A 13696-nucleotide genomic window follows, 5' to 3' on the forward strand; every position below is an offset into this window, starting at 1 on the left:
CCGCAGGCACAATGGGGACGCACAGGGGGCGTTAAACGGCGGGCACACGCGATGGCGCTTTGCCGCGTCGCGCGTTATGGAGCGGCGCATGTACGATTTCGCCCCCGCCGATACCGGCGACAAACCCGCCCTCTATCGCGATCTGGAAAGCGCCGTGCGCGCGATCACCGATGGCGAGCGCGACGCGGTGGCCAACATGGCCAACTGCGCCGCCTTGCTCGCCGAGTTTCTGCCGGATCTCAACTGGTCTGGCTTCTACCGGATGGTCGGCGACGAACTGGTGCTCGGCCCCTTCGTAGGACGGCCGGCCTGCATCCGAATTCCGCTTGGCCAGGGCGTCTGCGGCACTGCTGCTGCCGAAGCTCGCTCGGTCTTGGTCGAGGATGTCCACGCCTTTCCCGGCCATATCGCATGCGACGCGGCCAGCCGCTCCGAACTCGTCGTTCCGGTGATGCACGATGGAGCGGTGATTGCGGTGATCGACCTCGACAGCCCGGCCCTCGCCCGGTTCGGCGCGGAGGACCAGGCAGGGATCGAGGCGGTGGCCGCGATCCTGTCTGACCGAATTTAGATCTCGCCGCCAGAAAGTCGCTGGCAGATCATGTCGAGCTGATCGAGGGTCTTGTAGCCCACGATGACCTGGCCCGAGGTCGGATCGCCATCCGCCTTGATCTGCACCGGCAGGCCGAGCAGTTCTTCCAGCGTCTTCTGCACCGCGAGAATGTCCGCATTGTCCGCGTCGCGGGGCGGGCGCGCAGCCCGGCGCCTCGGCGCATCGCCACTGGCAGCCTTGCGCACACGCTTCTCGACATCGCGAACCGAGAGGCGGCCGCCGGCAGCGTCCCTGGCGATTTCCTCGGCCTTCTCGCAATTGATCAGGGCGCGGGCATGCCCCATCGATAGCTCGCCCTGTTCGACCATAGTGAGAACGCCGTCCGGAAGGCTGAGTAACCGCATCAGGTTGGCGACGTGGCTCCGCGATTTTTCGACCATCTCGGCAATGTCGGCCTGCGACATGCCATCGCGGCTCGCGAGCCGATTGTAGGCGCGCGCTTCCTCGACCGGGTTGAGGTCCTCGCGCTGGATATTCTCGATCAGCGCCAGCGCGGTCACGTCGCGATCGCTTAGTTCGCGAATTATCGCAGGAATTTCATGGACTTGCGCCTTCTGAGCCGCTCTCCAGCGGCGCTCGCCCGCGACAAGCTGGTATTGGCCGCCCTTTCCCGGACGAACGATGACCGGCTGGATGACACCGCGCGACCTGATGGACTTGGCAAGATCCTCTAGAGCGCCTTCCTCGAAGCGGACGCGCGGATTTTCCGGATGCGGTTCGATGCTGGAGATCGCGAGCATGGCCAAGCCATCGCGAGGTGCGGCAGCACCGTCGATGCCAGAATTCGCGGCGACCGGCTCCTCGCGGCGCGTATCACCGAGCAAGGCGCCCAGTCCCCGCCCGAGCGCGGCGCGGCCTTTGGTCGACGGCTTGGTGGCGACGTTCTCGCTCATGCGGCTTTCCTTCGTTCGGGGAGACGTTCGATGAGTTCGCGGGCCAGGTCCATGTAGGCGCGCGATCCCGAACAATTATGATCGTAGACGATCGCAGGGAGCCCGTGGCTCGGCGCTTCCGAAAGGCGCACGTTGCGCGGAACGACCGACTCGAAGACGAGCTTGCCAAGGACCCCACGAACGTCATCGGAAACCTGATCGGTCAGGCGATTTCGCCGATCGAACATGGTAAGCGCGATGCCCACGATCTCCATTTCCGGATTGAACCGTTCACGGACCTGTTCGACCGTTCGCAGCAACTGGCTCAAACCTTCCAGCGCATAAAACTCGCACTGGAGCGGCACCAGAAGCTTGTTCGCCGCCGTCAGGGCGTTGAGCGTCAGCAATCCCAGCGACGGGGGACAGTCGATGAAACAGATATCGTAACCGGCTCCCGCCAGCCCGGCACCCAGCAGACCTGTTCGGTCATGCATTTCGACCAACTCGATCTCGGCCCCCGACAGGTCGACCTTGGCCGGGACCAGGTCCAGGTTTGGGATGGCTGTCGAAACAACGCACTCTTCAAGCGCTATGCCATCGACCAGGAGTTCGTAGCTCGAATTACCGCGGTCCTCCGCGTTGACACCCAATCCGGTCGAAGCGTTGCCTTGGGGATCGAGATCGACAAGCAGCGTTCGCCAGCCCATCGCCGCCATCGCCGTAGCCAAATTTACGGCGCTGGTCGTCTTGCCCACGCCGCCCTTCTGGTTTGCCACTGCGATGGTAATCATCATCGTCAACCCCGCTTCAGGTACGCCCGAGAAGTGTACCGGTAATGATCCCGGATTGCGGATCGGTCACCGACTGTTCCACGTGGAACAGATGCCGCCACCCCTTCAGCTCCTGCAATTCCTGCTTGGCCGACCGCCCTTTCGGCAAGAGCCAATGGGTAGCAGGTGTGGAAAAGGCGGCGGATAGCTTGAGCAGTTTAGGCAGAGGCGCGAAGGCCCGGGCACTGATCACGTCGAAGTTCTTTTTAGGCAAGGTTGTCACGTTGGCTGTCTGCACGATTATGTTGGAAAGGCCGAGATCGCCAACCTGTGCTTTGAGCCACTGCGTCCGCAACGGACGTTGCTCGACCAACGTGAACTGAATGTCTTCCGCCGCGATCGCGCAAACCAGGCCTGGGAAGCCCGCCCCCGTCCCGAGATCCAGCCAAGTGGAGAGTGTTCCACGTGGAACAAGCTGGAGCAGTTGGAGGCTGTCGACGATATGCCGGGACCAAGCGAGCGGGAGCGTCCCCTTCGCAACCAAGTTCTGCCGGTCATTTTCGCGACGCAGGTTTGCGACCAGCAAGTCCAGTTTTGCAACTTGTTCTGCGCTGATTCCCAGATTTGCGTGCAGCCATTCCTGCGACCACGCGCGATCCCGGTCGTCCTCTGCTGTCACGCGGCATCGCTTTGCTGCAGGCGTCGGGCATGCACCAATACCGCCGACAATGCCGCTGGAGTGATCCCCGGCACGCGACCTGCTGCGGCGAGACTATCCGGCATGGCCCGTTCCAACCGCTCGACCATTTCGCGCGAGAGTCCGGGGATGGTCCCGTAGGGAAAGGTGGCATCGAGCGAGACCGATTCGCTCGCCCGAAGATCCCGGATCTCCGCGTCCTGTCGAGCCAGATACGGCGCGTATCGAGCGTCCTCAAGCACCTCCTCCACAAGGTCGGGGTGCTCGCCATAGTCGCAATCGAGTAACCCAACGCCCACGGAAGCAACGGCGTCGAACCGCATCCAGTCCGCCAGGGGCGCCGGCGGCAAGTCGCGTCGCACCTCTAGCCCCGCCTCACGCAAATCGGTGGGAGAGTATGCGCGTGACAACTCGCCTTCCAAAGCATCACGGTGCTCTTCGCGGCGTTCGAACCACGCGATCCGCTCCGGCCCGACGCAGCCCATATCCAAAGCAATCGGCGTCAGGCGGGTCGTGGCATTGTTGGCCCTGAGCCGCAGGCGATATTCCGCCCGCGCGGTCAGCATGCGGTAGGGTTCGCTGACCCCGTGGAGCGTCAGGTCGTCGATCATCACCGCCATGTAGCTGTTCGCGCGGTCGAGAGCCGGCCCCTCACGATCCTGTACGGCACAGGCTGCGTTGAGCCCAGCGATCAAACCTTGCGCCGCTGCTTCCTCGTAACCGGTGGTGCCATTGATCTGCCCGGCGCAGTAAAGGCCGGGTATCACGCGGACCTGCAAGTCCCGGTCGAGCGAACGTGGGTCGATGTGGTCGTATTCTACGGCGTAACCGGGAATGGCCATCTCGACCTCGGCCAGACCCTCGATCGATCGGAGCATGGCAAGCTGCACATCGACCGGGAGCGAAGTGCTGATGCCGTTGGGATAGATCAGCGCGTCGTCGAGACCCTCCGGCTCGAGGAAGATCTGATGCGAATCGCGGTCGGCGAACCGGTGGATCTTGTCCTCTATAGACGGGCAATATCGCGGGCCGCGCGCGTCGATGGCTCCACTGAAGAGCGGCGAGCGATCCAGTCCCGCCCGGATGATGTCATGGGTTTTGGCGGTCGTGCGGGTGATCGCACAATGCACCTGCGGGTTCGGCCTCTGCCTTGTCAGCGGCGACATGGTCCAAGGATCCTCGTCGCTCGGCTGCCTGTCCAACCGACCCCAATCGATCGTGCGACCGTCAAGTCGCGGTGGTGTGCCGGTCTTCAGACGCTGCATCGGCAAGGCCGCATCACGCATCTGCGCCGCGAGTCGATGCGCGCCCGCCTCGCCAATGCGGCCGCCCTCGAACACGTCCTCGCCCCTGAACATCCGGCCTCCCAGGAATGTCCCGGTGCAGAGCACCACAGCGCTCGAATACAGCCTCGAGCTATCAGCCAGCTCGACCCCGCCGACCCGATCCCCATCAAGAATCAGCGCCGCCACCTCGCCTTCAATTTCCGCCAGATTTTCCTGTCCACGAACCATGCCCTGGATGGCCATGCGGAATAGCTGGCGATCGGCCTGAATCCGGGGACCCTGAACCGCGCTGCCCTTGGATCGGTTGAGCATGCGATAATGGATGGCAGCGGCATCGGCGGCCCGAGCAATCATACCATCGAACGCGTCGACTTCCCGCACGAGGTGCCCCTTGCCCAGCCCGCCGATGGCAGGATTGCACGACATCGCTCCGGTCCGGGATCGATCAAAGGTGACCAGTGCAGTGACGGCCCCGCAACGCGCCGCTGCCGTGGCGGCTTCGCATCCGGCGTGGCCCGCGCCGACAACGATGACATCGAAATGAGGCATGGCCGGCGGTCTAACGTTTAGACTGCGTCGCGTCAAAGTTGTTCCACGTGGAACATCACTTGCCGATGCAGAACCGGCCGAACAAGGCATCGAGCATGTCCTCGGTGGCGGCTCTCCCGGTCAAGCGATCGAAGGCGATGCACGCCAACCGCAATTGTTCTGCCACAAGGAGGGGGTCGATCTCCTCGGCCGCCGAGGCAACGGCAATCCGCGCCTGTTCGAGCAGCACCCCTTGACGCCGGGAAACCGCGACCTGCCCGGGGCGCGGCATCGCAGAGCGCGCACGCTCGACCAGCGCGGTCGCGAGCGCAGGAATTCCCTCCATCGTCTTCGCCGAAACGCGGAAGTCGGGTTGCGACTTGCGGATGCGATCGTCTCGGTCGGTCATGCTCTCGATCTCGATCGCTTGCGACGGCCCCTCACCCTCCGCGCCTAGCCAGATGACGAGATCGGCCTTTCCCACCTCTTCCCTCGCCCGCGCAACACCGATGCGTTCGACCACATCGTCGGTATCTTCGCGGATACCGGCCGTGTCGGATATGAGGAACGGCACTCCGGCAATCGACACCGGGCGCGACAGCACATCGCGGGTCGTTCCGGCAATCGGCGTCGCGATCGCTGCTTCCTCCCCAAGCAAGGCATTGAAAAGACTGCTCTTCCCCGAGTTCGGCGGCCCGGCAATGGTGACCCGATAGCCTTCCCTCAGCGCCTCTGCCCGCGGCACGCCAAGCCATTGGGCCAAGCCGGCGGCCAGCGCGTCGCACCGATGAGCGAAATCGGACGGCATGGTTGCCACGTCATCCTCGTCCGCGAAGTCCAGATTTGCCTCCACCAGCGCGGCCAGCCCGAGTAGCTCGACACGCCACGCCTCGACCTGATGGGACAATGCACCGGTCGCCAGAGCCTGGGCGTTGCGCCGTTGCAGCTCCGTTTCCGCTGCCAGCAGGTCTGCCAGCCCCTCGGCTTCGGCGAGATCCATCCGTCCGTTGGCGAAGGCGCGCCGGGTAAACTCGCCAGGCTCGGCCCGGCGCAGGCGAGGCAGTGCCGCCAGCGCGCTTTCGACGGCCGCGATGACAGCCCTGCCCCCATGCAGATGCAGTTCCGCGCAATCCTCGCCGGTGGCGCTGCCGGGACCCGGCAGGTAGAGGACCAGCGCCCGATCAAGGACGGAACGGTCCGCGTCGCGCAATGTCCTCAAGGCCGCATGGCGCGGCGCCGGGATCGATCCGCAGAGCGCCGACAGTGCTGCGCCCGCATCGGGACCGCTCAGCCGGACGACCGCGATGGCGGCGGGCGGACTCCCGCTCGACAAGGCAAAGATGGTATCCGCGCTCATGCCAAGCGCCCTAGCGCGCCGGGGCGGAGGGCAAAAGTCAGTTCTTGTTCGGCGCCTTGCCGCCAAAGGCCGCGTTGGTTCCGCTCTCGACGATTTGCTGGAACATGCGCAGACCCATCTCGCCCATCGGTGCAAAGCCCTTGATCAGTTCCTGCACCTGGTCGAGGCTTCCGGCACCCTTCATCGCGTTGACGAGGCTGTCGACATAGACGTCGTTGGCGCGCGAAACGTCGGGAAGGCCCATGAACCGCCGCGCCTCTTCGGGCGAGCAGTCGATCTCCACGTTCACTTTCATCCCGGCTTTCCTTCCTGCGCCGCGCGATCGATCGCAAACGACCGGCTGTCCGTCATGACAAGCTGTCACACCCCCTTGGCAAAGTCCATCTAGCCGCCCTAATCCTCGCATCGAACCTGACACAAAGCGGAGCCAGCCATGACCGAGACCGTCCGTATCGCCACCCTTGACGGGGCCGACAGCTTCGATGCCTACGTCGCCTGGCCGGAAGGCACGCCGCGCGCGGCGATCATCGTGATCCAGGAGATTTTCGGGGTGAACCCGGGCATCCGCGCCAAATGCGACAAGTGGGCCGCCGCAGGCTATCTCGCCGTCGCGCCCGATCTGTTCTGGCGCATTGAACGCGGCATTGAGCTGGACCCCGACGTCGAGCCCGAGATGCAGCGCGCCTTCGAGCTCTTCGGCCTAAACAAGCCCGATGACAACGTGAAGGACATCGAGGCAACGATCCACTGGATCCGCCGCGAGGCGGGTGTCCCGAAAGTCGGGGCGGTCGGCTACTGCCTGGGCGGAAAGCTCGCCTACATGACCGCGACGCGCACCGATATCGATGCCTCGGTCGGATACTACGGGGTGATGATCGACCAGATGCTGGGCGAATCGCACGCCATTGCGAAGCCGCTGCTGCTGCATGTGCCGACGGCCGACCACTTCGTGGATGCCGAAGCCCAGGCGAAGATGCACGAGGGGCTGGACGGTCACCCTCGTGTGACGATCCACGATTACGAGGGACTGGACCACGGCTTCGCCACCGAGAGCGGCAACCGCCGGGACGAGGCCGGTGCCCAATTGGCCGACAGCCGCACCGCGGAGTTTTTCGCAGCCAACCTCTGATTTTTTGGCCGAGAAACAGGAAAGGGCGGGCACTCCCAATCGAAATGCCCGCCCTTTCCTTAACCTTCCTGGCGCGATCTCTAAGCGCTACGAACCTTACTGGTTCATAGTCGCGAAGAAGTCCTCGTTGGTCTTGGAATCCTTCATCTTGTCGAGGAGGAATTCCATGGCGTCGACGGTGCCCATCTGCATGAGGATGCGGCGCAGCACCCACATCTTCGACAGGTTGTCCTTGCCGACCAGCAGCTCTTCCTTGCGGGTGCCGGACTTGCCGACATCGAGCGCCGGGAAGATGCGCTTGTCCGCGACCTTGCGGTCGAGGACGATTTCCGAGTTACCGGTGCCCTTGAACTCCTCGAAAATGACTTCGTCCATGCGGCTGCCGGTATCGATCAACGCGGTGGCGATGATCGAGAGCGAGCCACCCTCCTCGATGTTGCGGGCCGCACCGAAAAAGCGCTTGGGACGCTGCAGGGCGTTCGCATCGACGCCGCCGGTGAGCACCTTGCCCGACGAGGGAACGACGGTGTTGTAGGCGCGGCCGAGGCGGGTGATCGAATCGAGCAGGATGACGACATCCTTCTTGTGTTCGACGAGGCGCTTGGCCTTTTCGATCACCATCTCGGCGACTTGTACGTGGCGCTGCGCGGGTTCGTCGAAGGTCGAGGAGATCACTTCGCCCTTCACCGATCGCTGCATGTCGGTGACTTCCTCGGGCCGCTCGTCGACGAGCAGGACCAGAAGGAACACCTCCGGATGATTGTCGGTGATCGCCTTGGCGATGTTCTGCAGCAGCACGGTCTTGCCGGTCCGCGGCGGCGCGACGATCAGCGCGCGCTGACCCTTGCCCTGCGGACTGATGATATCGATGACGCGGGCGGACTTGTCCTTGACCGTCGGGTCGGTCGCATCGAGCGTCAGCTTCTGTTCGGGATAGAGCGGCGTCAGGTTGTCGAAGTTGACCCGGTGGCGCACCACGTCGGGATCGTCGAAATTGACCTTGAGCAGCTTGGTCAGCGCGAAATAACGCTCGCCGTCACGCGGCGCGCGGATCTCGCCCTCGACCGTGTCCCCGGTCCGCAGCTGGAACTTGCGAACCTGATTGGGCGAAACGTAAATGTCGTCGGGACCGGCGAGATAGTTCGCCTCGGGGCTGCGCAGGAAGCCGAAGCCGTCGGGCAGGACCTCGATCGTGCCGATGCCGAGGATTTCCTCGCCGTCTTCGGCCACTTCCTTGAGGATGCCGAACATCAGGTCCTGGCGACGCATGGTCGATGCGCCTTCGACGCCAAGCTCTTCGGCCATTTCGACCAGCTCGGCGGGGGTTTTCTGTTTGAGTTCCTTGAGATGCATGATGCAGTTTCCGTAGGGGACTGGCCGGTTCGAAGCGTTCGTTCGCGATGACGGCGGATTTCGAAGCCGTGGTCCAAGGGCTTGGAGAAAGCGGACCTGATCGCGGCCCCTGCCGTTCGCGGGAAGCCGGATCGACGGCAAGGACGCCGCCTGCTGCCCAGATATGCCGCCGGGCGTCCCTCGTCAATGACCGGCGCGCCATGGCGCCGCGCAAGCGCGCCTAGCCGAGGACGGCTCTCCCGACGATGACGGTGGTGACGATCAGGATCGCGGCGATGCCCGGCACTTCGTTGATCAGGCGCAGCTGCTTGCCGGTCAGCGCCGGCTCTCCGCGCGCGAGTTTGCGCGCATAGCCGATCATCCAGCCGTGATAGCCCGACAGGCCCAGCACCAGAGCGAGCTTGAGGTGAAACCACGCTTCGCCCCATGCCTGGATGGTGAAGGCAAGCGCCAGCCCGAACAGCCAGACCATCACGATAGCCGGGTTGAGAATGATCTTCCTGAGCTTCGCCTCACGCTCCACCCAGCGCGCCGCCTCTTCCGATCCCACGGGCGCTTCCTGGTGATACACGAAAAAGCGCGGCATCATCAACAGGCCGGCCATCCAGAAGATCACGAAGACCACGTGGCCGACCTTCAGCCAGGGATAGAGCAAGGTCAGGATCTCCTGCATGGGGTCGAGATAGGCAGGTGACCCGCCCGCTTCAATCGTGCAGCGGGCGTCGTCAACGCGACCATGCGCGAACGGCGCCCAACAGCTCCTCGACATGGGCGATCGGCGTATGCTGGCCGATGCCATGGCCGAGGTTGAAGACGTGCGGCCGGTCGGCGAAACAGTCGAGCACAAAGCGGGCCCGGTCCGTCATTCGCTGACCCCCGGACAAGAGAAGCAGAGGATCGAGATTGCCTTGCACCGGCATGTTCGCGGGCAGTTCGCGCGCCGCCCACGCCGGGTCGATCGTCTCGTCCACGCCGACCGCGTCGACCCCCGTTTCGCGCGCGTAGGCGGCCAGCTTCTCGCCCGCGCCCTTGGGAAAGCCGATCACCGACACATCGGGGCAGGCGGCGCGGAAACGATCGACGATGCGGGCGTTGGGCGCGATTACCCAGCGCTCGAATTCGTCCGGTGCAAGGCTTCCGGACCAGGAATCGAAAAGCTGCACCGCCTCCGCCCCGGCTCTCGCCTGGCCGATCAGGTATTCGACCGTGACGTCGCCGATGGCATCGACGATGGCCTGGAACGCCGCCGGATCGCCGTAGGCCATGGCCCGGGTCTCGTGCTGGTCGCGGCTGCCCTCTCCGTTCACCATGTAGGTCGCGACCGTCCACGGCGATCCGGCAAAGCCGAGCATTGTCTTGGTCTCGTCCAACCGAGCGACGCACAGTTCGACCGTGCGGTAGATCGGGGTCAGCCGTTCGGGCACCCTCTCCAGCGAGGCGAGCGCCGCATCGGCGAGGCGGGGCGAAAGGTGCGGCCCTTCCCCGGCCAGGAATTGCAGGTCCTGTCCCATCGCGTAGGGCACGATCAGGATGTCGGAAAACAGGATCGCCCCGTCGAACCCAAAACGGTCGATCGGTTGGATCGTGACCTCCGCCGCGGCCTCGCTGTCATAGACGAGGGCGAGAAACCCGCCCTTGTCGGCCCGCAAGGCACGATATTCGGGCAGGTAACGCCCGGCCTGACGCATCAGCCAGAGAGGACGGCGGGACCCATTCGTTCCCTTCAGCGTATCGATTAAAAGACCGGGCATGCGTGTCTCAGAACACCATAAAATAAGTTTTTAAAAGGGTGATTGGAGTCTGTTGGCCCTGTGGAAAGCGGGGACGGGTTGTTCCTGCCCGAATTGTCAGTCCGGCGCCAGAGCGGATCACGCCATGCGAATCCGCACGCTCTCGCGGTCAAACGAAACTTGTCCGCCTTCTCCACAGGCTGTGGCCAAACCCCGACCCTGTCCAGAAATTCCCGGTATCGAATCCGGTACAGCGGGGAGCGTTTGCGCGGTTTGACTTGTCCGCCTTCCTCTCCCGTGGTTTATCCGGTCGTCTTTCCACAGGCCCCGCCGACGATCGGGCCAAGTTCGGGCTGCCACGCGAATCGATGACCAAGCTGCATCTCCATCTCCTGTCCGATTCGACCGGCGAGACGCTGGAGATGATTGCCAAGGCGGCCCTCTCGCAGTTCGACGACGTGGAGGTCGAACGGCACTTCTGGCCGATGGTCCGATCGCACCAGCACCTGGAAAGGATCATGAACGAGATCACCACCAATCGGGGTCTCGTCATCTTCACGCTGGTCAACCAGGACATCCGTACCCGGCTGGAGGAGGCGTGCAAGGCGGCAGACGTCGCTACCGTTTCGGCGCTCGACACGGTGACCAACTGCCTGTCGCGGGTGCTGGGGCAGGAGCAGCTGCACCGGCCCGGGCGGCAGCACCAGATGGACGACGCCTATTTCGCGCGGGTCGAGGCGATCCAGTTCACCATCGCCCACGACGACGGGCTGCTCTGGGAGGAATGGGAGGAGGCCGACATCCTGCTGGCAGGAGTCTCGCGCACGTCGAAGACGCCGACCTCGATCTATCTCGCCAATCGCGGCTTTCGCGTCGCCAACATTCCCATCGTGCCGCAATCGCCGCCGCCGCAGGCGCTGTTCCGGTTGAAGCGACCGATGGTGGTAGGCCTGACCACCTCGCCCGACCGTCTGGTCCAGGTGCGCCGCAACCGGTTGCTCTCGCTCAACCAGTCGCCGGACACCGACTACGTCGAACGCGACAGCGTCGAGGACGAGGTCCGTTATGCCCGCCGCATCTTTGCCGACAACAACTGGCCGGTCATCGACGTCACCCGACGCTCGATCGAAGAGACGGCCGCGGCGGTGATCAACCTTCACAACGAACGGCGCATAGCGGAAAAGCCGGGCCCGAAGCCCGTCTGATCCGGTTGTGCCCCTCTTTGACGATGACGATGACGATGACGATGACATGCTGATCCTCGCTTCCAAGAGCGCCTCGCGCCAGGCGATGTTGTCCGCTGCCGGTGTCGCTTTCACCGCCGTGCCCGCCGATATCGACGAACGCGCTCTCGAAGCTGCCCTGCCCGACGCCGCGCCCGCCGACATCGCGGCGCAACTGGCCGAGGCCAAAGCACGAACGGTGTCCGCGCAAGATCCCGGCGCGCTGGTTCTCGGCAGCGATTCGCTGGTGGTGGTGGACGGACGCCGCTTCGACAAGCCGGCCGATCGCGAAGAGGCCGGCGCGCATCTGCGCCAGTTCTCGGGCCGGACGATGGAACTCTACAGCGGCGCGGTCCTCGTCCGCGATGGCCTGACCGTGGCGCGCATAGTCGATTGCGCCCGCCTTTCGGTGCGTGAATTGTCCGATCGGTTCATCGAAACCTATCTCGACGCCGAATGGCCCGAAGTCGGCCACTGCGTCGGCGTCTTCCGCATCGAGGCGCGCGGACCGCAGCTCTTTTCGGCGATCGAGGGCGATCAGTTCACCGTGCTCGGCATGCCGCTGCTGGCCGTGCTCGCGGCCTTGCGGGACGAAGGAGTGCTGCCGGCATGACTCGCCCCTACGCCGAGGTGATCGGCGATCCCATTGCCCAGTCAAAGTCACCGGCCATCCACGGCTTCTGGCTGGAGAGAGCCGGAATCGCGGCGGATTATCGCAGCTGCCACGTCCGCCCCGCCGATCTAGCGGACTACATCGCCAGCCGCCGCGGCGACGACGATTGGCGCGGCTGCAACGTGACGATGCCACACAAGCAGGCGATCATGCCGCTGCTCGACCGGATCGAGCCGATTGCCGCCAAGGTGGGCGCGGTGAACACGGTCGTCCCGGTCGATGGCGAGCTCGTCGGCTCCAACACCGATGTTGCGGGCTTTCTAGAGCCGTTGCGCACGGAGCTTGCCAAGCAACACTACTTCCGGATGGCGCGCATCATCGGCACCGGCGGCGCGGCGCGGGCGATCATTGCGGGCCTGGCGGACGAAGGCCTGGTGCTGGTGGTGGCGGGCCGCGACCCGGCCAAGGCCCGCGCCTTGCTGGACGAACTCGATCCCGGCGGCGAACACCACGTCGCACCGCTCGACCATTTCGCGGCCCCGACCGACTTTGCCTTCGACGACCGGGAAGGTTGCCTCGACCTCGTCGTCAACGCGACATCGCTGGGGATGGTGGGGCACGATCCGCTGCACTTCGATTTCGGCCACGTTCCGCCCGGATCGATCTGCTATGACATCGTCACCGCGCCACTGGAAACGCCGTTCCTGGCCGAGGCGAAGGCCCGCGGGTTTCGCACCATCGACGGGCTCAACATGCTGATCGGCCAGGCGGCGGCCGCGTTCGAACGGTTCTTCGCGGTTCCGGCGCCGCGCGACGACGACGACGACGAACTGCGCCGCAGGCTCGGCGCATGAGCCGGGAGATGCCGACACGCGACGGGCCCCGTCCGTTCATCCTCGGCCTGACCGGCTCGATCGGCATGGGCAAGTCGACCGTGGCCGGAATGCTGCGCGATTTGGGCGTGCCGGTGTTCGACGCCGATGCCGAGGTGCACCGCATGCAGGGGCCGGGCGGCGAGTTGCTTCCCGCGATCGAGGCGGCCTTTCCCGGCTCGACCGGGCCGGAGGGCGTCCGGCGCGCGGAACTGGGCGCGCTGGTCTTTGCCGATCCTGCCGCGCTGTCGCGGCTGGAGGCGATCGTCCACCCGGCGGTCGCGGCCGAACGGATCGGCTTCATGGATACGAACTGGCACGCACCGCTGGTCGTCTTCGACATCCCGCTGCTCTACGAACGCACCGGCAGCGCGGGGCTGGATGCGGTGGCGGTCGTCTCGGCCCCCGCCGAAGAGCAGCGCCGACGCGTCCTCGCCCGGCCGGGCATGACCGAGGCCAAGTTCGAGGACATCCTGTCGCGCCAGATGCCCGATGCGGAGAAGCGCCGCCGCGCCGATCACATCATCGATACCGGCCTCTCGCTCGCAGCAACGCGCCGCCAAGTGGCCGACCTGGTCGCGAGACTGAGGCGCTGAAACAGAAAAAGGCGGCCCCGCAGGACCGCCTTTCCCGATTATTGCGAACCAGAAACG

General features: G+C 64.7%; 15 protein-coding genes. 6 read left to right on the plus strand and 9 right to left on the minus strand.

Annotated elements, in window-relative coordinates; translation table 11 throughout:
* Positions 1–88 precede the first annotated feature (88 nt).
* Positions 89–571, plus strand: a complete 483-nt coding sequence (locus J2X37_RS06710) for a GAF domain-containing protein (protein WP_310019185.1) — start codon at positions 89–91, stop codon at positions 569–571.
* Here the strand turns inward: J2X37_RS06710 and J2X37_RS06715 are convergent.
* From J2X37_RS06715 to J2X37_RS06740, 6 genes are read right to left on the minus strand one after another with little or no spacing between them, the layout of a single operon-like run.
* Positions 568–1506, minus strand: coding sequence for a ParB/RepB/Spo0J family partition protein (locus tag J2X37_RS06715; protein WP_310019188.1), 939 nt, complete (start codon positions 1504–1506; stop codon positions 568–570). The genes J2X37_RS06710 and J2X37_RS06715 overlap by 4 nt on opposite strands.
* On the minus strand, positions 1503–2276 hold the full coding sequence (locus J2X37_RS06720; protein WP_310019545.1) for a ParA family protein: 774 nt from the start codon (positions 2274–2276) through the stop codon (positions 1503–1505). The genes J2X37_RS06715 and J2X37_RS06720 overlap by 4 nt, the downstream gene beginning before the upstream one ends.
* A gap of 16 nt (positions 2277–2292) precedes the next feature.
* A complete protein-coding gene (rsmG, locus tag J2X37_RS06725; RefSeq protein ID WP_310019190.1) occupies positions 2293–2934 on the minus strand; it encodes a 16S rRNA (guanine(527)-N(7))-methyltransferase RsmG in 642 nt (213 codons plus the stop codon).
* A complete protein-coding gene (mnmG, locus tag J2X37_RS06730; RefSeq protein ID WP_310019193.1) occupies positions 2931–4787 on the minus strand; it encodes a tRNA uridine-5-carboxymethylaminomethyl(34) synthesis enzyme MnmG in 1857 nt (618 codons plus the stop codon). The genes rsmG and mnmG overlap by 4 nt, the downstream gene beginning before the upstream one ends.
* 55 nt (positions 4788–4842) lie before the next feature.
* Positions 4843–6123: a tRNA uridine-5-carboxymethylaminomethyl(34) synthesis GTPase MnmE gene (mnmE, locus tag J2X37_RS06735; RefSeq protein WP_310019195.1), complete on the minus strand. Its 1281-nt coding sequence runs from the start codon at positions 6121–6123 to the stop codon at positions 4843–4845.
* A 37-nt stretch (positions 6124–6160) separates the two neighbouring features.
* Positions 6161–6418, minus strand: a complete 258-nt coding sequence (locus J2X37_RS06740) for a DUF6489 family protein (protein WP_310019197.1) — start codon at positions 6416–6418, stop codon at positions 6161–6163.
* Between the two features lie 138 nt (positions 6419–6556).
* On the opposite strand from J2X37_RS06740, the gene J2X37_RS06745 reads away from it, so the two are divergent.
* The gene (locus J2X37_RS06745) at positions 6557–7252 is read left to right on the plus strand and encodes a dienelactone hydrolase family protein (protein WP_310019199.1); all 696 of its coding nucleotides are present in this window, start codon (positions 6557–6559) and stop codon (positions 7250–7252) included.
* 96 nt (positions 7253–7348) lie between these two features.
* On the opposite strand, the gene rho is transcribed toward J2X37_RS06745, so the two are convergent.
* The 3 genes from rho to hemE form a co-directional block, all read right to left on the minus strand.
* Entirely contained in the window at positions 7349–8605 is a 1257-nt protein-coding gene (gene rho / locus J2X37_RS06750; protein ID WP_310019202.1) for a transcription termination factor Rho, read from the minus strand.
* Positions 8606–8825: 220 nt separating this feature from the next.
* The gene (locus J2X37_RS06755) at positions 8826–9278 is read right to left on the minus strand and encodes a CopD family protein (RefSeq protein WP_310019204.1); all 453 of its coding nucleotides are present in this window, start codon (positions 9276–9278) and stop codon (positions 8826–8828) included.
* 52 nt (positions 9279–9330) lie between these two features.
* Positions 9331–10356, minus strand: coding sequence for a uroporphyrinogen decarboxylase (gene hemE, locus J2X37_RS06760; RefSeq protein ID WP_310019206.1), 1026 nt, complete (start codon positions 10354–10356; stop codon positions 9331–9333).
* A 347-nt stretch (positions 10357–10703) separates the two neighbouring features.
* Between hemE and J2X37_RS06765 the strand changes: the two genes are divergently transcribed.
* The 4 genes from J2X37_RS06765 to coaE are packed head-to-tail and all read left to right on the plus strand — an operon-like array spanning position 10704 to position 13639.
* The gene (locus tag J2X37_RS06765; RefSeq protein ID WP_310019208.1) at positions 10704–11540 is read left to right on the plus strand and encodes a pyruvate, water dikinase regulatory protein; all 837 of its coding nucleotides are present in this window, start codon (positions 10704–10706) and stop codon (positions 11538–11540) included.
* 46 nt (positions 11541–11586) lie between these two features.
* A complete protein-coding gene (locus J2X37_RS06770; protein WP_310019210.1) occupies positions 11587–12171 on the plus strand; it encodes a nucleoside triphosphate pyrophosphatase in 585 nt (194 codons plus the stop codon).
* Positions 12168–13025, plus strand: coding sequence for a shikimate dehydrogenase (aroE, locus tag J2X37_RS06775; protein ID WP_310019212.1), 858 nt, complete (start codon positions 12168–12170; stop codon positions 13023–13025). Before J2X37_RS06770 ends, aroE begins: the two co-directional genes overlap by 4 nt.
* Positions 13022–13639, plus strand: a complete 618-nt coding sequence (gene coaE / locus J2X37_RS06780; RefSeq protein ID WP_310019214.1) for a dephospho-CoA kinase — start codon at positions 13022–13024, stop codon at positions 13637–13639. The genes aroE and coaE overlap by 4 nt, the downstream gene beginning before the upstream one ends.
* The last annotated feature ends 57 nt before the right edge of the window (positions 13640–13696 follow it).

This window comes from Croceicoccus sp. BE223, assembly GCF_031457155.1.
Classification (GTDB): domain Bacteria; phylum Pseudomonadota; class Alphaproteobacteria; order Sphingomonadales; family Sphingomonadaceae; genus Croceicoccus.